Consider the following 24396-nt stretch of genomic DNA (forward strand, 5'->3'; position numbering starts at 1 on the left):
AAATGAAATCTACATTTATTAAGGCTTTCAAAGAGGTTCTTCGGGAACAGATCTTACAAAAAAATAAGGTCGAAATAGATGGCTTTGGAACATTTGAAGTGGTTCACCGAAAGCAGCATCAGAAAACATACGAGAATGGCAGGGTTGTGATGGTGCCGCCGGCCGACGTCGTTGAATTCAAATCTAAGGTGAGGAGATCAAATGAAAATTGACAGAGCCAAGCTGATCGAATTGTTGGTGGAAAATACGGGGATGGCGGCTGATGAAATTGACAGCCAGCTCAAGCAGCTTATCGATCGGATTCTGGATGCCGCTGAACGCGGAAAGGCCCTCGAGATTAAGGAGTTCGGTATGTTCTACTTTGATGAGAGCGGCGACTTGAAATTTGACCCCTCGGATGAGTTGAGTACAGAAATTAATTTTAAATATGCCGGGATGGAACCGGTGGAGCTGAAGCCGCCCCGAAGCGGTTCGGATGATGAGGATGAACAGAGTGATGAACCGGCCGGAACAGCAACCGGAGAAGATCTGGATGAAATATTTGGATTGGATGACCGCGATGATGAACCAATTGAAGATGATGCTGAAGGCCCCGATGGCGGTGCATTAATCTCTCCGCCCGACAAGGTAGACCGCGACGTTGATCCGTTTTCAGGCCTTTTAGGAGATGCCTCTTCGAAACTGAAAGGTGCGGATAAGCCGGAAGGTGAAAGTGCAGAGGAGCCTGAAGAAGCCGGAAAGGAAGAAGAGGATCCGTTCTCATTTATACTGGAAGATGAACCGGAAGAGCCTCAAAGCGAACTGGACACCGAGGAGTCTGACGATCTTGACGATACGGAAGTGGAGGATGATGAACCTCTCTTTGACTTAGACGATGAGGTTGAAGTTGAATCCGATGAACCCCCGTTTGCTCTTGATGATGAGGACGAATCCGATGAAGATTCTGAGGAGTTCTTTGATCCGTTCAGCGAAACCGATAAGGAAGAACCGGTACCGATGGCAGAAGACTCGGCAGAAGAGGAAGAGCCTGTTACAAAATCGAGCACTTACAAAAAGCCGAAAAAGAAAGAGCGCGACCCGATCATGCTGGTTATCAGCATAGGGTTAATAGTTATTGTTATTGTGGCTGCACTGTTTATCATTCCCGATCTGTTTGATTCATCCGATGATGTTTCGCAGCAGCCTCAGCCTCAAGCTCAGGAAGAAGCTGCACCGCCTATTTCAGAGTCACCGGCTGTAGAGGAGGAGAATCAAGCGGTGTTAACACCTGTGGAACCTGAAGAGGGATCAGAAGTAACAGATGATGAACCGCAGGCAGAAGAAACACTAGATCAGCCCGTTTACGGTTTAATGGGAGATCTGGTTGACAGTGCAAATAACGGCTATTCCATTGTGCTTCACTCACTGCAAAGTGAGGATCGTGCACGTGAACAGGCAGCATCACTTGCTGCAGACGGTTACCGGGTTCTGGTGAGCCCAAGATCGGTAAGCGGTGAGACCGTGTGGCGTGTAAGTGTGGGACAGTTTGAAACACTTCAAAATGCCCAGGCTGCTGCTGCAGAACTTCCGTCACCCTACAGTTCAAATAATTTCATTCAACGAATACAGACCAACTAAACCTACATGAATATCATCTCGTTTTTAATGCTTCAGGCGGATACCACAGAAGCTGACTCATTAGCCCAAATGCTTCAGGACGAAGCATCTATGTCATTTTTTGAAGTGCTTTCTCAAGGCGGAATCTTAATGATTCCTCTCTTCATACTTTCCATTCTGGCAATCTACGTGATTGCCGAGCGGTGGCGCACTCTTGAAAACTCGCGGATGGATGTAAACTCCATGTTGAATAACATAGAGTCGTTGCTGAAATCAGGCAGCCAGCAACGGGCTATTCAATATTGTGAGGAATTTGACAAACCGCTTGCCCGAATTTTGAAATCGGGAATTCGCCGTCTTGGCCGGCCTATACGGGATATTGAAGAGGCGATTCACAATGCCGGGAAAAAGGAAATTTATCAGCTTGAAAAGCGTATGAACTGGCTGGCAACCATTGCCAGTGTGGCACCGCTTATCGGTTTTACAGGAACGGTAACCGGTATGATTCGCGCCTTTATGGATATTCAATCCCTTCAGGGAAATGTAAATCCAAGCGTGCTGGCCGGAGGTATCTGGGAAGCACTGATTACCACAGCTACCGGATTGGTAGTGGGTATTATTGCACTCGGTTTTTATAACTACCTGGTCGGAAAAGTAAATCGCATGGTTTTTGAACTGGAAAATGCGTCCGCAGATTTTGTGGACCTTCTTCAGACACCATCCCCGAAAAAACGTCAGGAGGGGTAGTCGATGGATTTTCGTAAAGACAGCGCTAAAATGGAGCCGTTATCCATGTTCTCTCAGTCAGGACTGACGGATATCATTTTGCTGCTGTTGATCTTCTTTTTATTAACCTCGTCGTTTGTAACGAACTTCGGCATTCGGGTAAATGTACCTCAAGCCGAATCGAGCGTTACAAATAATGCCCAGCAGATTTCAGTTGCAATAACGGCAGAAGGAGACTTTTTTGTAGACGGCGAACAGACATCCCGTGCAGGTTTATCAACGGCAATTCGGCAGGCGTATCAGAATAAGCCGAATGCTTCGTTAGTATTACGTGCCGACCGCGATTCCCGCGTGGATGATGCCGTTCGCGTGATGAATATCGGTCAGGCCCTGAATATGAATATTGTAATGGCCACGGAGCGTGACTAAACTTTATGTCAGACAGCGAAAAATCTCATTTTAACAAGGAAGACCGTTTTGGACTTGCCGTAACCGGTGCAATTCATTTTGTGCTGTTACTCATCGCCATTCTCTATACCATCAATATGGACCACGACAATCGTCCGGCCTATATTGAAGTGACACTTGGCGAATTTCGGAGCGGTACCCTTGCCGAGCAGGCTGAAGTACAGGAGGAGCAGGTTGCCACCCGGCCAAATCCTGCCGAAGTAGAACCGGAAGTTCCGGACCCTGAGGTAACCCAGCCTGTAGAGACGCCTCAACAGCCTGAAGAGGAGGTGACCAAGCCTGTTGAGCTTCCGGAGCAGCAGGAGGAGATTGTGAGTGATGAGGTTGTGGAAACCCCCGAAACAGAGATTGTAGATCCCGAAAATGTAGAGGTCACCGAAGAGGTTGAAGTGGAGGAGGTACCACCGGTTGCCGAGGAAGCTGAAGAGATTCAGGAAGGGGTGGAAACCAGTGGCGATGAACGCGGCACCACCGGTGATGTAAATGTGGATCAGGGTACCGGAAATAACCCGGACCGATCGGCGCCGTACGAACTTCAGTGGGAGGGTGATTTAGAGAGATCTCCAATGGTTCAGCCACTCCCATCTAATCAAACCAATGAAGAGGCCGTTATTACAGTACGGTTTGAAGTTCATCCTGACGGCTCGCTGGGGAGAGTAATCCCTCTGAGAAAAATGAACCCCGAACTGGAACGTGAAGTGATGCGAACGCTTCGAAGCTGGAGATTCTCTCGTCTGCCATCTGGGGTACCGCAAGAGCCGCAGTGGGGAACCATTACATTCCGATTTGTACTCGATTAACTTCGGGATAAACTATTCCGAGGCCTTCATGCACTTCATAAAGTAGAATTTCCACCATCGGAAGCTCCACTCCTCTTTTTCCTTAACGCTAAAACCGCTTTTTGTTAACATTTTACTCATCTCATCAGCCGACCGGGTATTGATATTTTCCGGAGAGAGTAGGCCGATAAGCGAACTGACAATCGTAAACCACCCTTTTCTGTTCCAATCAAGCAGGTAAAGAGTTCCGCCGGGCTTGAGAAACAAGTGAAATAGATTGAGAACTTTCTCCTGACCGATGTAGTAGTGGAACGAGTTGAGGCATAAAATTTTGTCAAAACTGTTGGGCTTAAAATCCAGTTCTTCGCAGAAGCAGTTTGTAAACTCAACATTCGACGTTTCGGCAAGGCGGGTTTTCGCTTTTTGAAGCATTTTTTCGGCAGGGTCATTAAGTACCAATCGATCAAACGGGCCAAATGTATCCGAGATTTCCTTGGCTAAGATTCCGGTACCGGCGCTTGCATCAAGAATATGATCCTCACGCTGCAGCTGTAACTTGGCCAGCAAGTGGCCGTGTGTATGATCAAGGTATGATGAGTACAGCCTGTCATATTTTGGCGACAGGTTATTGTAGTACTCTGCAGTTTTGTAAGCCTTTCGATTTATGATTGTAGTGTTTTGACTCCAGTTTGCTGGTGTTTATAACCGAACCGGAACCTCAATCGTTTGCGATTCTGAGTTATCAAAATGGAGGGTGAGCTCAAACGTATCCCCGTCGGCGAGGGTTCGGGTTACCTGGATCAGCATAATGTGTAAACCGCCCTGCTGAAATCGAACAGTAGATTGTGATGGAAGGTCCACTTCGGGCACTTCACGCATTCCCATCATACCCTCTTCCCGCTCGTATGATTCATGAATTTCCACAAGCTGAGCCACATCCGATTCAACGCCAATTAATTGATCATCACTATCGTTGAAATTAGAGATCAAAAAGTAGGCGGCACTCATTCTTCCTTCAGAAGCCGGGCGGGCCCAGGCCCCTTCAACTTCAACTCCTTCGCCGGAGAATTCTGCTGATTGTTGCTCTGTGTCAGACTCTCCCGCACAGCCTATTGCAAGTAGTGTGATAAACAGAAATGTTGTCAAATATTTCATGATGCCTGTGTTAGAGTAGTTTTTGAAGATCTTCTGTGATGATGTTTACCGGCGTCATACTTCCTCCGTAATCAAAGATCAGTTCCGAGTTTTTGTTGATCAATAAAATTTTATCTGTGTGATTGAGAAAGTACATCCGGTCTCCGCTTTCAACTTCCCTGGAGTACGACTCCTGTACTCTTACGCTCACTCGTTCCATAAAACGGTCGATTGTTTCGGAATCTCCTGTAAGAAAGTGGAACGGTTCACGATCCATGTCGAACGCCTGAGCGTAGTTTTTCAGCACTTCGGGGGTATCGCGCTCCGGGTCAAACGTCACCAGCAGAAATTTTGTGTCTGATGGGTTGTCGATCTCCTCGTACACCTTTTTTACGTTCGAAGTGATGAAAGAGCAGATGTCGGGGCAGTGGGTGTAAATGAACCCCATCACTACGGGGGAGCCTTCGAAGTCGTCGGGAAAGGTGACCAACTCTCCATTTTGATCCGTCAGCTCAAACTGTACGTCACTGTAATCATCCAGCGCCGGACTACTGCACGCCTGGAGCATAAATAATGTTGAGATCAGAATGGCGATGTAGAATAAATTCTTGATTTTCATGTGTGATTGCTGCTAATAAATTCTATATAAATCGTCAGTAAGGGCAAGGTTGTGAGTTGCGATGGTTGAGCAAATCACAGCCGGTTCTTCATCTGCATTAAAGTACATTCACCTTGTGAACATATCATGAAACGTATTTTTCGGAGTGAACTTGCTATTCTATTTAAACTCTTTCTTGAACTCCTCAATCATCATTGTCATAAAAAGCTGGGCAGACTCAGCACCGAGTTGTTGCAGCTCCTCATTGGGTAAATTATCCCACACCTCAAATGTAACGGCATCCACGCCGAAGGTTTTGTGAGACCAATTTTTTGCAATTGGTGAATCAGTAGGGAAAGGTTCAACATTCACCTCCAAGTCGGGCAACTGATCGCGTATCGCATCGAGCCAGCGATAGGTGAACAGATGAGGAAAAGTGTCAATCTCTTCCAGTATGGGGTAGAAAACGGTCTGCCCGGTAGAGTGAAAGTCAATTGCATAAAACACCTTGCGATCACTTCGGTTCAGAAGTGGCAGGGCTGCACGCTGAACGGCCGCAGTCTCCGGCTGATTAAAATATTGCCAGTCTCTGTTCAGATCAATCCCGGCCGCATTTGTCCTCCAGTGGCCGTTGTCAGCTCCGTCGGGATTCATTAAGGGGAATGCCCAGACATCGAAATATTTTCTAAACTGTTGAGCCAGTTCTGAATCTGAAACAAGCTCTTCAATAAAAAAGAGTCCGGTTAAATATCCGGGGATTTCCGGCGGATGTTGACGACCATAGATCAGAATTACCCCTTTTACCGGTTCATCTGAGTGTTCAGAGATTTTAAGCTGATAAATCGGACGGCCCCGATGGGAGCTGCCGGCAACAGAGCGTTGAACGAACGGGCGTAATGCAATTTTGTCCGACCACTGCCGAAATTCTTTTGTTGTTTGAGGAACCTGTGCGGAAATCCAGACCGGACTTTCTCCCACTTCAAGGGAAATGATCCCGCTACTATTTTCTCTGTTTTGGCGATAGATGGTTGAGTCGGCCTTATTCCAAGATTCTCCTCCGTCGAAGCTGATATCGGGCCGGTAGCGGTGGCGTCCGCCGGTGTAGGTTAGCTCAAGGGTTACGGAGGATGAGTCATCCGCCCACACCTGAAAACCGTACCACGGGCTGTTGTTAATTGGGCTAATCTCCGGTCTGATTTGCAGTTCGTAATGGTAGGGGGCTACCCTTACCACATCATTTACCCGTGAGCCGCTAAATTCATTTGAGATCCAAACGCCATCCTCCCTGAACCCGATCGTTCTTCTGTTTTGCTCTTCAATCTCTTTATCGGTGGTTTCGGTTACGCCTTCGGGATCGTATGAATATCCACTGAACTCCTCTGTTGATTTACATCCTGTATAGAGAATGAAGATTGTTAAAGTGATAAGAAGAGGAACTATTTTTCGGCTAAAGCTCATTAAAATTGTAGATTTAAAAGATGATATTCTGTCTTTGAAATTTTCTATGTTTAGCAAACTACCTAAAGTTGGGTGTTCAGTTTTATAAAAGATATAAAATCTCATTTGCATAACACGATTCAAGATAACGCTGCCGGTGTAATTTTACTGTCTTTAATAGCAGTATTTATTGGTTTTTTTCTTCCAGAAGAGGTGAAGGCACAGGAAGAAGAGCGTGAAGCTGTGGTGTGGAACGTTTCATTCGAAGGGAATGAAAACTACAGCAACATGGTGCTGAAAGAGATCATCGCTACGGAAAGCCCAAACTTTTTGAGGAAGCTCTTTGGAAGAACAGGCAGCTACATTTTTAATGAGACAGAGATTAGGCGTGACCGCATCCGGATCATTCGATATTACGAGCGGAGGGGATATCAGAATGTGGAGGTAGATTATGAAATTATCGACAGAAAAAAGGAGTGGCAGAAGGAGGTATTGTTCCACATCAGCGAGGGCGAACCGGTACGAATCCGCTCATCGGAAATTATTATAGAGGCCGATGAACCGACAACGGATGAAATCCGGCAATCCAGGGAGTTTGAACGAGCTGAAGAGCGAAATGAATATCAGACTGGCCGGCGATATGAAACCCTGCGAAGAGCCGATGTGGAGGGCCGGTTTCTGAGTGTGTTTCAAGAGCTCGGGTTTGCCTGGCCGGAAGTTGTGGTAGAGGCTGAGGTGGACTCAATCAGTAACAGGGCAGATATCATCATACGGGCAACACCCAACAGCCGCACCTACTTTTCCGATATAGAAATTGAAGGAGATATCTCTGTTCCTGAGCGTATACTGCTCCGTGAGACAGAGATTAAAGAAGGGGATCGATATTCGCGCAGTAAGCTTCAGGATGCTCAAAGGCAAGTTTTTAATCACCATCTCTACCGGTTTGCAACCATTACCATTCCCGAGCAGCCGCAAGATTCAACACTCAATTTGTTACTGAGGGTTCGTGAACACCCCAAGCGTTCGGTGCAGGCTATGATCGGTTTCGGGAGGGAGGAGCTGCTCAGGGGGCAGGTAAGCTGGCAGAACCGGAATATTTCGGGTACCGGTCATCGATTTGGCGTAAGTGCACGGGCATCCTTCATTGAACAGAGGCTGAGTACGGATTATTTGTTGCCCTATGTTTTCAACACCAGGAGCAGCAATGTAACCAGCGCGTTTGGTCAGCATAAACTGGAGCCGTCGTATGAGCTGTTTCAGGCGGGGTTCAACAATAGCTTGATCTATCAGTTTGATCGGACCAAAACGGCTTCCGCATCTTACGAATTTTCGATTAATGAGGAGCTTTCCAGGAATACGGATGCTGCTCTGCCCGATACGGTTTTAAACTACAATGTTTCCTCACTCTCACTTTCAGGGTACTACAGTGAAGGGTTGAGCCGGGAACCGCGCGGATGGGTCATACAGCCTTTTATAGAGATTTCGGGTACGTTCAGTGAATCGACATACACATTTCAAAAAGCACTGCTTGATATCCGGCGCTACACTCAAATCTCAAACTCCCTGACGCTTGCCACTCGTGTAAATACCGGTGTGATTTTTTATCAGGATGATGATCAGCTTCCATCCAATATTCGCTTTTTTACCGGGGGAACAAACTCTGTGAGAGGCTGGAACCGGCAGGAGCTGGGTCCAAGTCGTCCGAGGTTCAACGACTCCGGTGAATTTGACACCTATGTTCCCGTTGGAGGCAGATCAATGTTTACGTTCAATATCGAACTTCGGCAACAGCTTCGGGGAATTATTCCAAACCTTGGGCTTGCCGCTTTTCTTGATGGAGGTCAGGTTTGGGATGACCCGGGCAGCATGGATAACCGGCCCGTACAGTATGGTGCAGGAGGCGGCATTCGTTATCAATCTCCAATCGGGCCAATCCGTGTGGATGTGGGGTATAAGCTGAACCCGACCGATGAAGATCTGAATATTTATGAGGGAGAAGATTTTGGCAGTGCATGGAGTAGAATTGGAATTCATTTTAGTATTGGACAAGCATTTTAATGACAGAAGAGCTTGAAAAACATACCGAGAAGAGGCGTCGCTGGATTAAGTGGGCATTGCTGGCAGCTGTGCTGTTTGGTATGGCACTGTCCGTTCGCCTGCTTTTAAAGAGTGAGCTGCTGTTCGATTACGGCCGGGATCTGGCCGTGGAAAGGGTCAGTGAAATGCTCAATGGATCAATTTACATTGATAAAATACGAGGAGATCTTCTGCATGGTTTTACCATCTACGGGACAAACCTGGCTGATGAAAAGGAGCAAAATATTGTCACCATAGACTCTATTTCTGTGAGATATCACCTGATGGATATCATCCGATCTCCCCACACGGTGGAGAACGTGTCAATCTACGGGGTTCAGTCATCGATAGCGCAGGAGGCCGATTCTGTATGGAATGTGCTTAAACTGCTGCCTGAAAGCGAAGAGGAGGAGCCGGCGGGTGACCCGGTTTTTTGGGGAATAGAAGATCTGCTGGTTGAAGATCTGAATATTGATGTGCAGTCAGACATTCTGCTGCCGGATGGTTTTTTAAATATCCGGAATCTGAACTTGTCGGCTTCGGGAGGAGTGAAGGAAACGGGCTATGCTGCAAATATTCGTTCCCTCGACTTTCAACTCCAAGAAGCACGGCTGCCGGATGATATTGATTTTGTGATGGAAGCAAGAGGGGACAATGAGCGAATTACGCTGGAGTCTCTGGTGGTTCAAACCGGGCGCTCCATGCTCCGGGCCGGCGCTGCGTACGAAACGGCCGGTGAGCTGTCTGCCACTGCAGGGTTTGCTCCACTCAGTTGGGAGGAGATCGCAGTCTATGCAGAGGATCTCCCCTTGAGGCAGGATCTAAATCTTGACCTTGAGCTGGAAGGAGAGCTTTCCAATCTATCTGTAACGGCAATCCTGACAGCTCCAGGGCTGGACCATTTTTCAATTGGGGCAAATCTTCGGGCGCTGGAGCCGATGGCGCTCAACCGTCTTCAGATTGATTTAAACAATTTAAATACACCGTTACTGACCGGGATTGAGAATGCTCCGTCTCTGTCTGAATTAAATTTTACGGGAGAGGGTGAGATTCCACTCGATCGTTTTCGGGAGTCGGACTGGTCCGGCCGGATAAATTTCGCCGGGTTGAGTTATGACCGGTATCAAATCGACACGTTTGATTCGGAGTATGAGTTAATGGGTGACCGGGCTACGGTGGCTGCATTCATGTTGCGGGCAGAGGAACGGGTTGATGTGAAACTCTCGGCTGAACAGGTATGGGGTGAGGTTCCGGTGTGGAGTGGAAATGTAAGTTCCGGTACAATAAATCTGGCCACCTGGACGGCAGATCCGGGCATGGACAGTGAATTCCGAATCCAATCATCTTTCTCGGGCAGGGGAATTCAGCCGGATCAAATGAGGGCACTTGCAGAGGTTTTAGTTGAGGGCGGCCGTTTTGGTGAACAGCCTTTTTCAGAACTCAGCTTCCGTGGCAACCTCAATTCACAAACGATTACCGGAAATTTGAAGGCGCAGTTAGACCGCTCGGTTGTGGAGGCCCGAATGAACGCCCGGCAGTGGCAGGAAGATCCGGATTATGATTTTAATATATCGATGAGGGAGTTTAACCTGGCTGAATTGAGCGGCCTGGATGATTTCCCAACCTATCTTAATGGAACACTGGAGGGATCAGGTAAGGGAATTTCACCTGAAACCCTTCAAATAGATGCTGTGGCTGCTCTCGATTCAAGTTTAGTAAACCGTTCGCCAATTGAAACTCTTCGGACAGATATCTCCATTTTCAACCAGTTTGTTACGCTTGAAAATGCACTTCTGGAAAGTCCCATCGCAGATGCCGATATTACGGTCCGTCACCATATAACCGACTTCACCAATCTTGAGAATCGAGTCAATTTCAGGGCATTTCTAAAGGATCTTCAGCCATTGGCACCCCTGGTCGGCGCAGATCACCTGGAGTCGGAAGGAGAAGTATCCGGTGAGCTGAACAGGAGCGGCGAGGGATATCTGGTATTTAACGGACGGGCTGATCTGCAGAATACACGCGTCGATTCACTCTTCTTGTCGAATGGCATTGGAGCTACGCTGCAGGCGCGCCTGCTTGAAGAGCCGGAGGTTGATCTGGACCTGGATTTAAGCGACCCCATTGTTGGCGGGATTACGGTTCGAGATGTAAAATTCCGAACAGGACTGAAGCAACAGGGTGAGGCCGCAACCGGAACATTCATATTCGAAATATTTAATGAGGAGATCTGTACGCTGCACCACGAAGGGGAATATCGTGTGGATAATTTGATGGCCCGGGTCCAAACAACGGCACTCGATTTTACCACAGAATTTCGCAAACTCTCGCTCGACCGCCCGTTTGACTTTGAATTTGATATGGCATCTCAAACAGCCCGGGTAGATACAGTAACGATTCGGGACGCATCAGACCGTTCATTTCTTTCGGTGTGGGCGCCGCAGCTTTCGGCTGATATACAGGAAGCAGGTATTATAGCAGAGAATCTAAATCTTGGGGCTATTCAGAGCTTGATGCTGGAAGAACCGGTGGCTGAAGGTTTTCTATCCGGCGAACTGGGCTTTAAAAACGATCCCGAAAACCTGTATATCGCACTGAATGGGGAAGTGCGGGGGCTTCACTACCAAAATGAAACACTCGATCTTACCCATTTCTACCTGAATATTGAAGAGGAGTGGCTGCAGCTTGTTTTTGACGGAAACCGAAATGATGAAAGGCTTTTTGAAGGTCAGCTCCAGGTACCGTATATGCCGGGAGATCCGACCACATTTAACGATCAGTTTTTTGATCGAGAGGTAACGGGTTACTTCGAGCTGTTTGATTCAGACCTCTCCTACTGGTTTGGTTTTCTTCCCGATTTTGAATCCGATCAAACCGCCGGCACGATACGGTTGAGGAGTGAACTGTCGGGCATAGCCGGCAATCCGGAGCTGACCGGCAACCTGCACCTCGAAAACGCCCAATTTTCCGGAATTGAGATTAACAGTGCCGACTTTGATCTGAATTATATCCATGATGATGAATTTGTAGATTTGACCGGTCGTGTGATTGCCCGTGAAACCCCGGTACTGGATATGGATGCCAGGCTTCCCTTTATTGTAGACCTTCGCGAGGCAGCGGTGCTTCTGCCTGATGAGGAAGATGAGGTTTCACTCAACTTCAGGACAGAAAATTTCAACCTGGCTATCTTTAATGATTTTCTGGACGATCAGATGTTCCGGCAGTTACGAGGTCAGTTGAATGGTGAAGTAACCCTTTCCGGTGCTTTGGGCGACCTGCAGACATCCGGAAGTATGCAGCTGACAAATGGAAATTTATGGGTTGTGCCTGCAGGGATTACACTGACTGAAATAGTATCAGGGATCAACTTTTCGGGAGAGAGAGTTGAGCTGCAGCAGTTTAGAATGCGAAGCGGGCCCGGACAGATTCGGGCAACCGGGTTTATGGAAATGGAAAACCTGACACCCGGAAATCTCCAGTTGAACATTCATGGAAATCAGTTCAGAGCGGCAAATACCGCAGAATATAACGCAACCATCGACCTTACCGCCGACTTAACCGGAACGGTTGATGAACCGACCTTAACCGGTAACCTGACATTTTTGAATGGGTTCGTGAATTTACAAAATTTTGGGGAGCGTTCAGTTGAAGATGTTCAGTTAGAGGATGAAGAGGAGCCGGAGCCGATTGAGTTCTATGAAATGCTGGAGATGGAGATGAATGTAAACTTTGCCCGACAATTTTTTATCCGAAACAGGCAGTACCTGGATATGGAGGTTGAGCTTGGGGGGGATGTGGACCTGGTAAAAAGCAGGGGCGAAGAGCTGCAGATGTTTGGGGCGCTTGAAGGCGTGAGGGGTTATGCCCGGCCGCTGGGTAAAAATTTCACCCTCGATGAAGCATTTGTCACGTTCTATGGTCCCGTTGATGATCCCGAACTCAATATACGAACGGAGTTTCAGCCGCCACAGGCTCAGTCTGATGTAAGCATTTTCTACATTATAGAAGGAACCGTGCAGGAACCCGAATTTCGGTTTGACAGTGAACCTCCGCTGGAGCTTCAGGATATCATAAGCTATACCCTGTTTGGCAAACCGTTTTATGAACTGGAGTCGTGGGAGCAGGTTGTGGCCGGAAGTGGCAGCAGTCCATCAGCAGCAGATCTGGCCCTCGATGTTTTACTCGATCGCGTGGAGTTGCTGGCATCCCAAAGCCTTGGAATTGATGTGGTGCAGATTGATAATACACGATCAGGATCAGACAGTACTACATCCATCAAAACAGGTTGGTACCTGAACCGGCGCACATTTTTTGCGGTTTTGAACGAGATTAGCAGCAGCCGGCCAAAGACACTCTTTATGCTGGAATATCTGTTAAAAGAGAATTTGGAGCTGATCGTAACCCAGGGAGATGACAGCCGTGAAGGTATTGACCTCCGCTGGCAGTATGACTATTGATTGAAGTAATAATCTGATTGGGAAAAGTGTTATATATTATTAGAAGGTTTTGAAAAGACCTCTAAAGGCGTAATTATCGAATTGTAGGCAAATGACTCTTACAGATCTGCTCAAATATTCAGTAATTCTGGTGATTGTTCTGATTGCCGGATGGTACTTTATTACCTATGAGAAAGCTGAACGGCCCGAGATGCATAGCGATGTTGGGGCCTGCAGCGAACCGCTCACGTACCGGATCGGTTCAATTGATAGCCGTTTTGATGTAACGGAGGCTGAAGTTTTGGATGCCATGCAAATAGCGGTTTCTCTCTGGTCTGATGCCGTTGACCGTCCGCTTGCCTACCACAGTGAAGAGGGCGATATCGATATCAATTTTGAGTATGATGAAAGGCAGAAACTGGTGATGGGGGAGATGCAGTTCCGGGAACAGATTGAATCGAGCCAGATTCGGGCAGACCAGCTTCAAAAAGAGTATGAGAGAAAGAAAGAGGCGTTTGACAAAAAATCTGAAGAGTACGAACTGCTTGCGCGAAGGACCACTCAGGAGCTGGACAGTTTAAATGAGTGGGTGCGTGAGAAAAACCGGAACGGCGGATTTACGACTCAGGATGAGCAAGTTTTTGAAAGGAGACGTGATGAGGTGGAGCAACTTCAGGATCAGGTAAAAAGAGAACGGAGAGAGCTGGATGAGCTGGCAAGAGAGGTTAATCAGTCTGTAGACAGGCTGAACAGAATGATTGATGAGAACAACCAAAAAATTGATCAATACAACGAAGAGTATTCGGGTGAAAGCCGATTCACAAAAGCTACATTCAGAAAGACATCATCCGGCGGTACCATTACGGTAAACCAGTTTTTGAGCAAGCGTGATCTGAACCTTGTACTGGCTCATGAACTGGGGCATGCTCTCGGTTTGGGCCATGGAGAAAATCCGGAGTCTGTGATGTACCGGCAGATGGGTGGACAGGATCTCTTTCCCATTCTGCAGCTGAGCGCTGAAGATCGCCGAGCCATACTGGATAAATGTAAATAGCCAGAAGAGTTGTTTCGCCCTCAAAATTTTGTATCATTGGTTTGTAGCCGGCAGTTTTCGCCGGGTTACAATGATGAAAAATAAAAACGGTGGTGGGGATGGAAAAATATAAAACAGAAATTAAGTGGGGAGTTCTATTTACGGTTGTCCTGATGTTGTGGATGGTGTTTGAGTGGGCGATGGGGTGGCATGGAGAGAAGATTGACCGGCACGCAACCATGACAAATATCTTCGCAATTATTGCTGTTCTGGTCTATGTGATCGCATTTCTGGATAAACGAAAACGTGACTTTGGCGGGTCTATGACCTGGGCTCAGGGATTTATGACCGGTTTTGGGATAACGGTTGTGGTGGCCATTTTAAGTCCGCTGGCTCAGTGGATTATCCACACCTTTATCTCTCCTGAATTTTTTGAAAATATGATCGATCACGCTGTTGAAACCGGCGAAACGTCAAGAAGCGAGGCGCGCGGTTTTTTCAACCTGAAGAGCTACATGATTATGGGTTCTTTGGGGGCTTTGGTGATGGGAATTGTTACCAGCGCAGTGGTAGCAATTTTTACCAGAAAGAGTGTGGATTAATTTAGGCGAGAACCAATTTTTATCGTTGCGGTGAAAGTGGCCGTTTATTTTATTATTCTCTGACGGATAATCAACTAAATGGCTTATACACTATGAATCGACTTTCACTGCTTCTAACTTTCCTTTTTCTCTTCATATTTTCGAGTTCAGCTTTCTCTCAGTTATTAAATGATCGGTTTCAGTTCGATCCAGATCTCCCTTACCAATCGGGTATCACATCTCCGGCCGACTTTTTAGGGTATGAGCCGGGTGAGGAGTACAGCCATCACTATCAGCTTGGGGCATATCTGAAAAACCTGGCTGCCGAAAGTGACCGTGTTTCAATTCTCACATACGGACAAACCTACGAAGGCCGCGATCTCTGGTTGGTCATCATCACCAATGAAGAGAATCATGCCAATCTGGAACAGATCCGCGAAAACAATCTGAGGCTTGCCGATTTTGAAAGCCTGAGTAGCAATGAAGCCGCTGAACTGGCAGAAAATCATCCGGCTATTGTGTGGCTAAGCTATGGAGTTCACGGAAATGAAGCATCGAGTGCAGAGGCGGCCCTTCAGACAGCTTATCGTCTGGCGGCAGCCGAAGATGAAGAATCCGTTCGGTTCAGGGATGAATCGGTTGTGGTTATTGATCCCATTCTGAACCCCGACGGCCGCGACCGCTATGTGACTTGGTACAAATCATCCCAGGCAAATGTGTTGAATACAGATGCCGCCGATCTGGAGCACGATGAAATCTGGCCCGGCGGAAGAACCAACCACTACTGGTTTGATCTGAACCGCGACTGGGTATGGCTGGTTCACCCCGAGTCGAGAGGCCGAATTGCTGAGTATCAAAAATGGATGCCGCAGGTGCATCTCGATATTCACGAGCAGGGTTTTAACAACAACTATTTTACCATGCCGGGTACCACACCGAGAAACCTTCAGCTTCCTGACGACTATGAAGCGTGGAGTGATCGGTTTGGACGCGGAACCATCGAAGAGTTTGACAGGCACAACGTAAACTATGCCACCACCGAAGGGTTTGATTTCTTCTATCCGGGCTACGGTTCATCCTATCCAAGCCTGATGGGCGGAATTGGGATGCTTGCCGAGCAGGGCGGGCACAGCCGTGGCGGGCGGGCCGTTGAAACAGAAGAGGGATACGTTCTGACACTGGAGCAGCGCATATTTGACCATTATAAAAACAGTGTGGCTACGGTTCGAACCGCCGTGGAAAACAGGCGTGAACTGCTGAACTACTTTCGTGAAGCGCTCAACCCTGAAAATTCTAAAGTAGAGACTAAAGCCTACGTTTTTCCAAACAATCCAACCGATCACACCTACGATGTGATTGACATCATGCTAAAGCAGGGTGTAATAGTTGAACGTGCCAACGAGAATTTCACTCTGCGCAATGCACTTGATTATTGGGACAATGAGCCGCAGCGACGGTCTTTTAATGAAGGTGACTTTATTATACGTACAAATCAGGCCAGGCATATGTTTATTACCACACTGTTTGAGCCGAAGATGGCTATTGAAGATTCGGTGATGTACGATATGTCGGTCTGGTCTATCCCGATGGCGTATAATCTGGATGCTGCGCGTGTGAATGATGATCCATCAGTATCAACATCAATCGTTGAAGAAGTTCCGGTCCGCGATAAGGGTGTCATCAATCCGTCGGCTGAGTACGCTTTTGTGATTGACTGGGAACAGCCCGGCGCGCCAAAGGCATTGGGAGAACTTTGGAGAAGAGGATATAGCGTACGTTCTGCCAAGAAGATATTTGAAAAAGATGACGTGGAATTTTCGAGAGGATCGCTCATCGTGCTGATGGGTCGAAATTACGATAAGCGAAGTGATGTTCGCAGGGACATGCAGGAAATAACAGAGTATGCCGGCGTAGTGATTCGCGGTTTGGAAACAGGCCGGATGGACTCCGGAATGGATCTCGCATCCAGAAGCAGTACGGTTCTGCACCGGCCAAAAGTTGCCATGGTGATTGGTCAACCGTTTAACTCCTATACGGCCGGACAGATATGGTTTCAGTTCGATCGAAATGTAGAGTATGGCATTTCCCGAATTCGATCGCACAGGCTGGCATCGATTGATCTGGATGAATATGATGTAGTTATCCTTCCGGGCCAGCGAGGAAGTGCGCCTCATTATGGAGAGCGACAGCAACAGGCTCTGAAAGAGTGGGTTGAACGCGGCGGAACGCTGGTAACGACGGAGGCATCTTCGCATAGTTTGACCAAGGATCGTATGGAATGGATCAGTGTAGAACTGGTAAAAGATGAGGATGAAGAGAATGGGGAAGATCTTGCAGCCTTTACTCCTTACGAAGCTCGGGTTGATACATTCGGGTTACGAAGAATTCCGGGAGCAGCGTTCAAGTCACATGTGGATGTATCCAATCCGCTGGCCTTTGGAGTGAAGGAGAAACTTTACAGTCTTACCTACAACACCGACCAGATGAAGCCTTCCAGCAGCTACCAGGTGGTTGGATATTATGAGAAAGATCCGTTGCAACTGCTTGCATCCGGTTATGCTTCTCAGGAGAATATCCGGAAAGCAGCCGGAAATGTATTTGCCGGTGTAGCCTCCATGGGAAGCGGCAAGGTTGTTCTTCTGGCCGATAATACGCAGTACAGAATGTTCTGGAGAGGTCCGGAGCGGCTGATGATCAACGCGGTGATGTTGATGCCTTCGATGTGATAAGACATAAAATCGGTGAATCGGTCGTTACAAAAGACATGGTATTTTTATGCATCTTCAGGCAGTGAGTCATCATCTGGTCTATCCAGGGAATGAAGAGTTATAGAAATAATAGGAGTAAAAATACCATGTCTGTTTTTATAAAATTCTTTACCGGCCATGAATGACCGGCTCGCATATGAAGCCCCAATTTTTGGGGCTTTTTTAATCTACACACTTCGTGAAACCTTGTGACTTTGTGTCTTCGTGGCCAATATAAATGAACTCGCCTCGAAGTCACAAAGACTCTAAGATTCACAAAGCTTTCTCAGCGTAACTCCGCGCACCTATCCGTCTCGAATGCTCGGGGCAAGAACTCAGACGCTGCCGGGTTCCAGGAACACTGACAGGTCTTTTCAACTGACGAGCGCGGGATTTATCCCCGCGAAGACTTAAATCGAGGTTCATTAATCAAAAAAGTGAACTGCGAATGACCGATTGACGAACTGCGATGGACGATTTACAAATACATCGCTCCGGTTTTAATTTGATTACCCCGAAAAATCGGAGCGATTGGCATTATCTATATGAAATAGATGTGAACGATTTACTATTTTAGACAGATAAATGTAAACCACTAACTACTGTTTGGATGTCTAATAAAGAAAATCAAAACGCTGCAAGCGAAGAAAGTAAATGCCCGTTTCATAACGGATCAATGAAAGAGAAAGAGACTGCCGGTGGCGGAACCAAAATCAGGGATTGGTGGCCGAACCGACTGGATCTCGATATTCTGCGTCAACACTCATCACTCTCCAACCCAATGGGTGAAGATTTTGACTACGCGGAAGAGTTTAAATCTTTGGACTTGAAAGAAGTAAAGAAAGATATCAGTGATATTTTGACTGATTCCCAGGATTGGTGGCCGGCAGACTGGGGCCACTACGGACCGCTGATGATCCGTATGGCCTGGCACAGTGCCGGAACCTACCGGGTTGCCGACGGACGCGGTGGAGGAAGCACCGGAAACCAGAGATTTGCTCCCGTAAACAGCTGGCCCGATAACGTAAGTCTCGATAAAGCTCGCCGACTGCTGTGGCCAATCAAAGAGAAATACGGCCGCAAGCTGTCATGGGCTGACCTGATGATTCTGGCCGGTAATGTGGCACTGGAATCGATGGGCTTCAAAACATTCGGTTTTGGCGGCGGACGTGAAGATATTTACGAGCCTGAAAAAGATATTAACTGGGGACCCGAGCATGAGTGGCTGGCCGATGAACGCCATGATGAAGACGGAAATCTGAAAGGACGCCTTGCCGCTGACCACATGGGATTGATCTATGTGAACCCTGAAGGGCCAAACGGAGAGCCTGACCCCAAAAAGGCGGCGAAATTTATTCGTCAGTCATTCAAGAGAATGGCGATGAACGACGAAGAGACCGTGGCTCTGATTGCCGGCGGACACACATTCGGTAAAGTTCACGGTGCGGCACCGGAAGAGCACAACGGGCCTGATCCGGAGAAAGCTCCGATGGAAGAGATGGGACTTGGCTGGAAGAGTGACTACGGAACCGGAAAAGGCGCCGATACCATCACCAGTGGCCTTGAAGGCGCGTGGACAAACGAGCCAATCAAATGGGACATGGGTTTTTATGAAAACCTGTTTGAGTATGAATGGGAGCTTACCAAGAGTCCGGCCGGAAAATGGCAGTGGACACCCAAAGATGGAAAAGGCGACGGGACCGTGCCCGATGCACACATTGAAGGGAAGAAAAACGCCCCGATGATGCTCACTACAGACCTTGCTCTTATTGAAGATCCTGAGTACAGAAAGATTTCAGAGAAATTCTATAACGATCCGGAATACTTTGCTGACGCCTTTGCGCGTGCTTGGTTCAAATTGGTTCACCGCGATATGGGGCCGAAAAATCGATATCTCGGGCCCGAAGTTCCGGAAGAGGATCTGATCTGGCAGGACCCAATTCCTGAAGTGGATCACGAATTGATCAACGATAAGGATATCGAAGAACTGAAAGGAAAAATTCTCGATACCGGTCTTTCCGTATCTGAGCTGGTTTCTACGGCGTGGGCTTCAGCATCAACTTATCGCGATTCTGACAAGCGTGGCGGAGCAAACGGTGCTCGGGTTCGACTGGAACCGCAGAAAAACTGGGACGTGAACAATCCGCGTCAGTTGGAAAAAGTACTCGGCAAACTCGAAGATGTTCAGAAAGCATTTAACGAGGCACAGTCAGGCGACAAGAAAGTATCTCTTGCAGACCTGATCGTTCTTGGCGGATGCGCAGCGATTGAAAAAGCTGCGAAAGATGCCGGTCATGATATCAAGGTACCGTTCACACCGGGACGCGCTGATGCCACTGCAGAACAGACCGACGTGGAGTCATTCGAATGGATGAAGCCGGAAGCAGACGGTTTCCGAAACTACTTCAAGCCGCACGCCCGACGAAATGCAACGGCAGAAGAGATGCTCGTTGACAAGGCTCAGCTGATGAAACTGACGGCACCGGAAATGACCGTGCTGGTTGGCGGAATGCGCGTGCTCGATACCAACTGGGATGGAACCCGACACGGTGTGTTTACCGATAAGCCCGGCGCGCTGACCAACGACTTCTTCAGAAACCTGCTCGATCTGAGTAACGAATGGAAGGCAACTTCTGAAGAGGGAGACCTGTTTGAAGGGCGCCATCGCGACAGCGGCGAAGTGAAGTGGACGGCCACACGTGCCGACCTGATCTTCGGTTCAAACTCTGAACTGCGAGCCGTTGCTGAAGTGTACGGAAGTTCAGATTCTGAAGAGAAATTCCTGAACGACTTCGTGAAAGCGTGGAATAAAGTGATGAACCTGGATCGCTTTGATCTGAAGTAAGTTCATCAGAATTTAGCTCACTTCATCACGAAGTAGATGAAAATTGAAAAGGCAGCTTCGATTCATTTCGGGGCTGCCTTTTTTATGAAATTTAATCTATGGCCCTGGAAATCATATCATTCATCTCCTGAAAGGAATTTCAAGGCTGTTTTCTTGTACGTTCGGCTGATCGGTAACTCAGTGTTGCCAACGGTCACTGACCTGTTACTAAATTCTTTAACATGATCAAGGTTAATAATGTAAGATCTGTGAATTCTTACAAATATCTCCGGCAAACTATCCTCAAAAGATGAAATGGTTTCACGTGTGATGAGTGACTCATCATTAAAATATATTTTCTCATAATCGCTCAAATTTTCAAGGTAGATCAATTCATCTAATTTTATCTGGTGGTTGGATCGGTCGGCCCGAATGGTGATAAACTGAGTTTTTAAGGCTTTTTTTCATTCTTCAACTGTTTTAGTCTGAATTCATGATTCAAGAATCGTCGGTATAGGAGATAGAAAGCTTTTAAAAGCACAATCAGATAAATGGCAAAACCTAGTACAAAGATGTTTGTCATCATGGGATTTAGCTCTTCAAAGTTATAATTAGCTAAAACAATGAAGGATACTGTAATGACCACCATCTCCAGGTAAAGCGACACGACAAGTGTATAGAATGTGTAGAGCGCAAATCGAGGATACTTTTTTCTGAGCAGAAATCGAGGTACCAGGTAATAATTAAAAAAGTAGGATGTAGCCATAGCCACCGGAAGCAAAAAGGTGACAAAATAGAAACTCTTTACGTAATCATTATATGCACTGCCAAACACGACAGTTAGTATGATTCCGGTAATTATCCAAAAGATGAGATGTTTGCCTGCCTGCATTTTTTTATTCAAAAATCGTGATTCAACAGAAGAATACCATTTTTTATCGATGGTCAACACGTTTCGCAGGGTATTCTACATTGCTCAAAACAGCTTGCATAAGATACATTTCTTGTGAACATTAATTCACAAACCAGAAATATTATGACTGATCTATTTTTTATGGGCGGCCCACTCTTCATGGGCATATTAACCATTATCCTTGTAGCTATGGTTTCATTGACGTGTTATATCGCAATTCAAAAAAAGAAAGAAGGCATAAAACCTCTTGCAGATAGTTGGGTAAAAGAGCTGGGGATCCTTGGATTAGTGGTTGGGATTTTTGGTCAGTTTATCGGCTTATATCAGGCTTTTTCCATAATTGAGGAGGCGGGATCGGTTTCTCAGGCGATGTTGGTTGGCGGTTTCAAAGTCTCGTCAATAACCACTCTCTACGGATTCGTTATTCTAATCCTGTCATTAATTTTAAATGTTGGATTAAAACTGCTGGATAACCCAAACGTACAACAGGGCAAAGGTAATTAAAACTTTATCCACCGTATTAAGCAGGAAACTTTTATAAAAAATAATGGCAGCTTTGATTTAATTCGGGGCTGCCTTTTTTGTTAGAATCATCCATTCAATAAATTAGCTGCAGGTAGGTGGAGAATCTCTGTGAGACTTAGCAGTTTCATCTGAGTAATAACTGCGAGAAAAATCAAAGAAGCATCTTGGTTTGTTATTTTTGGGTCAAAGCGACTGCCTACAATATTTCATTCGATGAACAGTTTTTGAAGTCAGATTTTTAGTATCCTTTACCGGATTGTATCAAATCAGAAATAGTCTCTTTATTTTCAAAATACTCCTTTTGTGACACGAATCATCTCAGCACTACTTTTAGCAGTTCTCGCTTTTGGGTTCTACCGCGTTCTATCCGTGCCGGATCCTGAACCGGATGAGATAGAGCCGATAGCCGATGAGTGGGTGATGGATGAATCGATGGCTCTGTTTTTAAGTGAATTTGAGCGAGATTTTGAGGATGGGTTGAACACAAAACGCATTCCGGGGGCGGCTGTTACCATTGTGGCTGATGGGCGTGTGGTGTTTCAAAAAGGATTTGGCGTGAAGAAGGCGGGCTCCTCTGAGGCTGTGGATGATCAGACGGTCTTCCGGCTGGGGAGTGTATCCAAAGGGTTCGCATCAGTTCTGACGGGCATATTGGTAGAAGAAGGTTATGTAGATTGGGATCAGCCCGTATCAGGTTACCTGGATGCATTCAGGCTGAATGATCCGGAACAGACCGGGCGTGTTCAGGTCAGACATCTGTTGTCGCACACAACCGGGCTGCCACGCCACGCCTATACAAACCTGGTGGAGGATGGTCTTCAGCTGGAACGGATTATTCCACGCTTCGAGCAGGTTCCCTTGATTGCAGAAGAGGGTAGGCAGATTGCCTATCAAAACGCTGCATTCTCCACAGTAGAAAAAATACTGGAGGCACAGACCGGCACCGATTTTAACACCCTTCTAATAGAAAAACTCTTCATTCCGCTCAACATGGAGCATGCATCCACAAGCTATGAGGCGATCCGGAACTCAGAAAATCGGGCACTTCCTCATGTGTATCATTCCCGGTCGCGCGGGCATGTTTCTGTTCCGATCTCTAAAAAATATTATAACGCGGTTTCGTCTGGAGGGATTAATGCCTCGGCATCAGATATGGGCAGATGGTTGCTAATGCTAACCGGTCACATTCCCGAGGTAGTCTCCAAAAAGACGCTAGATGAGATATCTGTTCCGGTCGCCAATATCAACAACCGGCGGTTTAGCAGGTACTGGGAGGGCGTTAACCGGTCACATTACGGAATGGGCTGGCGGGTGCTTGATAATCACGGACAGAAGATTGTTTACCATGGCGGATATGTAAACGGTTACCGCAGCGAGATCGCATTTTCCCCAGATGATGGTGTGGGAATCAGTATTATGATCAATACCAACTCCGGCTACCCGCTGGAGGTGATACCGGATCTTTTCAATCACATCAAGTCAGGCAAAATACCTCCCACTGCAGGTTGATGAAGCGAGGCTTTTCATCAGGAGATTTTGAGCAGATGCAATGCCGAAATCAAGGATGAAAAACGGCGCTGCAAATAAGTACCTGACTGAGCTATTGCTTGTTTATGTCAATTTCGACATATTTAGTCATGTCTGAAAATGATAAACCATTAGTATGGATTCAAGGCAAAGTGAAAACACCGCCTTTTTCTGTTGATGCCAGATTAAAAGCCGGTTTTCTTCTCAGAAGACTACAAAAAGGCGAACTGCTAGAATTGCCCGATTCCAGGCCGATGCCATCGATTGGTAATAGCTGCCACGAACTTCGCATAAATGACCAAAACAAAACTTGGAGAATCATCTATTTCCTCGATGAAGATGCCATAGTGATTCTGGAAGTTTTTGCGAAGAAAACTCAAAAAACACCGCAAAAAGTAATCGATGTGTGCAAAAAGCGGTTAGCACGTTACAAAAAGTACTAGGAGACAATTAATCATGGAAAAGAAAAAACGAAAAAAACTGGAAGAAAAAGGATATCGGGTAGGCTCTGCTGCTGATTTCTTAGAACTGACGCCTGAAGAAGAAGCATACATCGATATTCGACTAGACATTAGCAAACTGGTAAAAGCTCAACGTGCAAAAAGAGGATGGACACAAGAACAGCTTGCCCGGGCAATCGGTTCAAGCCAGTCACGTATTGCTAAGCTTGAGGGCGGCGATCCTGGGATATCGTTGGATTTGATGATCAAAGCACTTCTTCGACTTGGAACATCAAAAAAGCAGATAGGAAAACTATTAGAAGGAGAGTTGGAACCAGCCTGATTAGAAGGGTACTTAACGGCTCATGGCTTGTGCTGCCGGGCTATAAACTTAAAATTGAACAGTAATTTTGAACCGGTCAGCAGGAAACACTTTGTGTGTGCCCGGCATGGGTGCCTTGGCTTACATGAATGTAAGTCATAAATCTTGAGGGTGAAAGTCCCTTATGGGCAGGGGTGACGCCTTGAACCATTAGCAAGTCTGAAGGAAGCGAAA

The 24396-nt window shown here is 46.9% G+C and carries 21 protein-coding genes; 15 read left to right on the forward strand and 6 right to left on the reverse strand.

What is annotated here, in order from left to right; genetic code table 11:
- Window positions 1–2 precede the first annotated feature (2 nt).
- Genes BG260_RS08380 through BG260_RS08400 form a run of 5 tightly spaced genes read left to right on the forward strand, consistent with a single transcriptional unit; the run spans window position 3 to window position 3590 of the window.
- Window positions 3–212, forward strand: coding sequence for an HU family DNA-binding protein (locus BG260_RS08380; protein WP_069131619.1), 210 nt, complete (start codon window positions 3–5; stop codon window positions 210–212).
- Window positions 202–1617, forward strand: coding sequence for an SPOR domain-containing protein (locus tag BG260_RS08385; RefSeq protein WP_069131621.1), 1416 nt, complete (start codon window positions 202–204; stop codon window positions 1615–1617). The genes BG260_RS08380 and BG260_RS08385 overlap by 11 nt, the downstream gene beginning before the upstream one ends.
- A gap of 6 nt (window positions 1618–1623) precedes the next feature.
- On the forward strand, window positions 1624–2343 hold the full coding sequence (locus tag BG260_RS08390) for a MotA/TolQ/ExbB proton channel family protein (RefSeq protein WP_069131624.1): 720 nt from the start codon (window positions 1624–1626) through the stop codon (window positions 2341–2343).
- Window positions 2344–2346: 3 nt separating this feature from the next.
- Entirely contained in the window at window positions 2347–2751 is a 405-nt protein-coding gene (locus BG260_RS08395) for an ExbD/TolR family protein (protein WP_069131626.1), read from the forward strand.
- 5 nt (window positions 2752–2756) lie between these two features.
- Entirely contained in the window at window positions 2757–3590 is an 834-nt protein-coding gene (locus BG260_RS08400) for an energy transducer TonB family protein (RefSeq protein ID WP_069131627.1), read from the forward strand.
- A 12-nt stretch (window positions 3591–3602) separates the two neighbouring features.
- On the opposite strand, the gene BG260_RS08405 is transcribed toward BG260_RS08400, so the two are convergent.
- The 4 genes from BG260_RS08405 to BG260_RS08420 all read right to left on the reverse strand — a co-directional run bounded on the left by BG260_RS08405 (window position 3603) and on the right by BG260_RS08420 (window position 6759).
- The gene (locus BG260_RS08405; protein ID WP_069131629.1) at window positions 3603–4136 is read right to left on the reverse strand and encodes a class I SAM-dependent methyltransferase; all 534 of its coding nucleotides are present in this window, start codon (window positions 4134–4136) and stop codon (window positions 3603–3605) included.
- A 132-nt stretch (window positions 4137–4268) separates the two neighbouring features.
- Entirely contained in the window at window positions 4269–4724 is a 456-nt protein-coding gene (locus BG260_RS08410; RefSeq protein ID WP_083750196.1) for a copper chaperone PCu(A)C, read from the reverse strand.
- A gap of 10 nt (window positions 4725–4734) precedes the next feature.
- Entirely contained in the window at window positions 4735–5322 is a 588-nt protein-coding gene (locus BG260_RS08415; protein WP_069131631.1) for an SCO family protein, read from the reverse strand.
- 159 nt (window positions 5323–5481) lie between these two features.
- On the reverse strand, window positions 5482–6759 hold the full coding sequence (locus BG260_RS08420) for a M14 family metallopeptidase (RefSeq protein ID WP_069131633.1): 1278 nt from the start codon (window positions 6757–6759) through the stop codon (window positions 5482–5484).
- 105 nt (window positions 6760–6864) lie between these two features.
- Between BG260_RS08420 and BG260_RS08425 the strand changes: the two genes are divergently transcribed.
- The 6 genes from BG260_RS08425 to katG all read left to right on the forward strand — a co-directional run bounded on the left by BG260_RS08425 (window position 6865) and on the right by katG (window position 20456).
- Window positions 6865–8796, forward strand: a complete 1932-nt coding sequence (locus tag BG260_RS08425; RefSeq protein WP_083750198.1) for an autotransporter assembly complex protein TamA — start codon at window positions 6865–6867, stop codon at window positions 8794–8796.
- Complete coding sequence (locus BG260_RS08430; RefSeq protein WP_069131636.1) at window positions 8796–13271, forward strand: translocation/assembly module TamB domain-containing protein; 4476 nt, start codon at window positions 8796–8798, stop codon at window positions 13269–13271. The genes BG260_RS08425 and BG260_RS08430 overlap by 1 nt, the downstream gene beginning before the upstream one ends.
- 91 nt (window positions 13272–13362) lie before the next feature.
- Complete coding sequence (locus BG260_RS08435; RefSeq protein WP_069131637.1) at window positions 13363–14304, forward strand: matrixin family metalloprotease; 942 nt, start codon at window positions 13363–13365, stop codon at window positions 14302–14304.
- A gap of 98 nt (window positions 14305–14402) precedes the next feature.
- Window positions 14403–14885, forward strand: a complete 483-nt coding sequence (locus BG260_RS08440; RefSeq protein ID WP_069131639.1) for a DUF4199 domain-containing protein — start codon at window positions 14403–14405, stop codon at window positions 14883–14885.
- A gap of 92 nt (window positions 14886–14977) precedes the next feature.
- Window positions 14978–17590, forward strand: a complete 2613-nt coding sequence (locus BG260_RS08445) for a M14 family metallopeptidase (RefSeq protein WP_069131641.1) — start codon at window positions 14978–14980, stop codon at window positions 17588–17590.
- A 631-nt stretch (window positions 17591–18221) separates the two neighbouring features.
- On the forward strand, window positions 18222–20456 hold the full coding sequence (katG, locus tag BG260_RS08450; protein WP_069131644.1) for a catalase/peroxidase HPI: 2235 nt from the start codon (window positions 18222–18224) through the stop codon (window positions 20454–20456).
- Window positions 20457–20572: 116 nt separating this feature from the next.
- Here the strand turns inward: katG and BG260_RS14600 are convergent, their stop codons facing one another.
- Window positions 20573–20875 (reverse strand): LytR/AlgR family response regulator transcription factor, encoded by a 303-nt coding sequence (locus BG260_RS14600; RefSeq protein WP_083750199.1) that lies wholly within the window; start codon window positions 20873–20875, stop codon window positions 20573–20575.
- A gap of 11 nt (window positions 20876–20886) precedes the next feature.
- On the reverse strand, window positions 20887–21339 hold the full coding sequence (locus BG260_RS08460; protein ID WP_141691551.1) for a hypothetical protein: 453 nt from the start codon (window positions 21337–21339) through the stop codon (window positions 20887–20889).
- Window positions 21340–21471: 132 nt separating this feature from the next.
- Here BG260_RS08460 and BG260_RS08465 point away from each other — a divergent pair, with 132 nt between their 5' ends.
- The 4 genes from BG260_RS08465 (at window position 21472) to BG260_RS08480 (ending at window position 24183) form a co-directional block, all read left to right on the forward strand.
- Window positions 21472–21852 carry a MotA/TolQ/ExbB proton channel family protein gene (locus BG260_RS08465; protein WP_069131649.1) on the forward strand — a complete coding sequence of 127 codons (381 nt, stop codon included), beginning with the start codon at window positions 21472–21474 and terminating at the stop codon, window positions 21850–21852.
- A 324-nt stretch (window positions 21853–22176) separates the two neighbouring features.
- Window positions 22177–23382, forward strand: a complete 1206-nt coding sequence (locus BG260_RS08470; RefSeq protein ID WP_069131652.1) for a serine hydrolase domain-containing protein — start codon at window positions 22177–22179, stop codon at window positions 23380–23382.
- 128 nt (window positions 23383–23510) lie between these two features.
- Window positions 23511–23843 (forward strand): type II toxin-antitoxin system RelE/ParE family toxin, encoded by a 333-nt coding sequence (locus BG260_RS08475; protein ID WP_069131654.1) that lies wholly within the window; start codon window positions 23511–23513, stop codon window positions 23841–23843.
- Between the two features lie 13 nt (window positions 23844–23856).
- Window positions 23857–24183, forward strand: a complete 327-nt coding sequence (locus tag BG260_RS08480; RefSeq protein ID WP_069131656.1) for a helix-turn-helix domain-containing protein — start codon at window positions 23857–23859, stop codon at window positions 24181–24183.
- Window positions 24184–24396 lie beyond the last annotated feature (213 nt).

It is taken from the genome of Rhodohalobacter halophilus (genome assembly GCF_001715195.1).
Classification (GTDB): domain Bacteria; phylum Bacteroidota; class Rhodothermia; order Balneolales; family Balneolaceae; genus Rhodohalobacter; species Rhodohalobacter halophilus.

What these genes read in the sequence shown, in the direction of transcription:
- BG260_RS08380 (WP_069131619.1), top strand. Translation starts at nt 3, where the DNA reads ATGAAATCTACATTTATTAAGGCTTTCAAAGAGGTTCTTCGGGAACAG.
- BG260_RS08385 (WP_069131621.1), top strand. Translation starts at nt 202, where the DNA reads ATGAAAATTGACAGAGCCAAGCTGATCGAATTGTTGGTGGAAAATACG.
- BG260_RS08390 (WP_069131624.1), top strand. Translation starts at nt 1,624, where the DNA reads ATGAATATCATCTCGTTTTTAATGCTTCAGGCGGATACCACAGAAGCT.
- BG260_RS08395 (WP_069131626.1), top strand. Translation starts at nt 2,347, where the DNA reads ATGGATTTTCGTAAAGACAGCGCTAAAATGGAGCCGTTATCCATGTTC.
- BG260_RS08400 (WP_069131627.1), top strand. Translation starts at nt 2,757, where the DNA reads ATGTCAGACAGCGAAAAATCTCATTTTAACAAGGAAGACCGTTTTGGA.
- BG260_RS08410 (WP_083750196.1), bottom strand. Translation starts at nt 4,724, where the DNA reads ATGAAATATTTGACAACATTTCTGTTTATCACACTACTTGCAATAGGC.
- BG260_RS08415 (WP_069131631.1), bottom strand. Translation starts at nt 5,322, where the DNA reads ATGAAAATCAAGAATTTATTCTACATCGCCATTCTGATCTCAACATTA.
- BG260_RS08420 (WP_069131633.1), bottom strand. Translation starts at nt 6,759, where the DNA reads ATGAGCTTTAGCCGAAAAATAGTTCCTCTTCTTATCACTTTAACAATC.
- BG260_RS08430 (WP_069131636.1), top strand. Translation starts at nt 8,796, where the DNA reads ATGACAGAAGAGCTTGAAAAACATACCGAGAAGAGGCGTCGCTGGATT.
- BG260_RS08435 (WP_069131637.1), top strand. Translation starts at nt 13,363, where the DNA reads ATGACTCTTACAGATCTGCTCAAATATTCAGTAATTCTGGTGATTGTT.
- BG260_RS08440 (WP_069131639.1), top strand. Translation starts at nt 14,403, where the DNA reads ATGGAAAAATATAAAACAGAAATTAAGTGGGGAGTTCTATTTACGGTT.
- BG260_RS08445 (WP_069131641.1), top strand. Translation starts at nt 14,978, where the DNA reads ATGAATCGACTTTCACTGCTTCTAACTTTCCTTTTTCTCTTCATATTT.
- katG (WP_069131644.1), top strand. Translation starts at nt 18,222, where the DNA reads ATGTCTAATAAAGAAAATCAAAACGCTGCAAGCGAAGAAAGTAAATGC.
- BG260_RS08465 (WP_069131649.1), top strand. Translation starts at nt 21,472, where the DNA reads ATGACTGATCTATTTTTTATGGGCGGCCCACTCTTCATGGGCATATTA.
- BG260_RS08475 (WP_069131654.1), top strand. Translation starts at nt 23,511, where the DNA reads ATGTCTGAAAATGATAAACCATTAGTATGGATTCAAGGCAAAGTGAAA.
- BG260_RS08480 (WP_069131656.1), top strand. Translation starts at nt 23,857, where the DNA reads ATGGAAAAGAAAAAACGAAAAAAACTGGAAGAAAAAGGATATCGGGTA.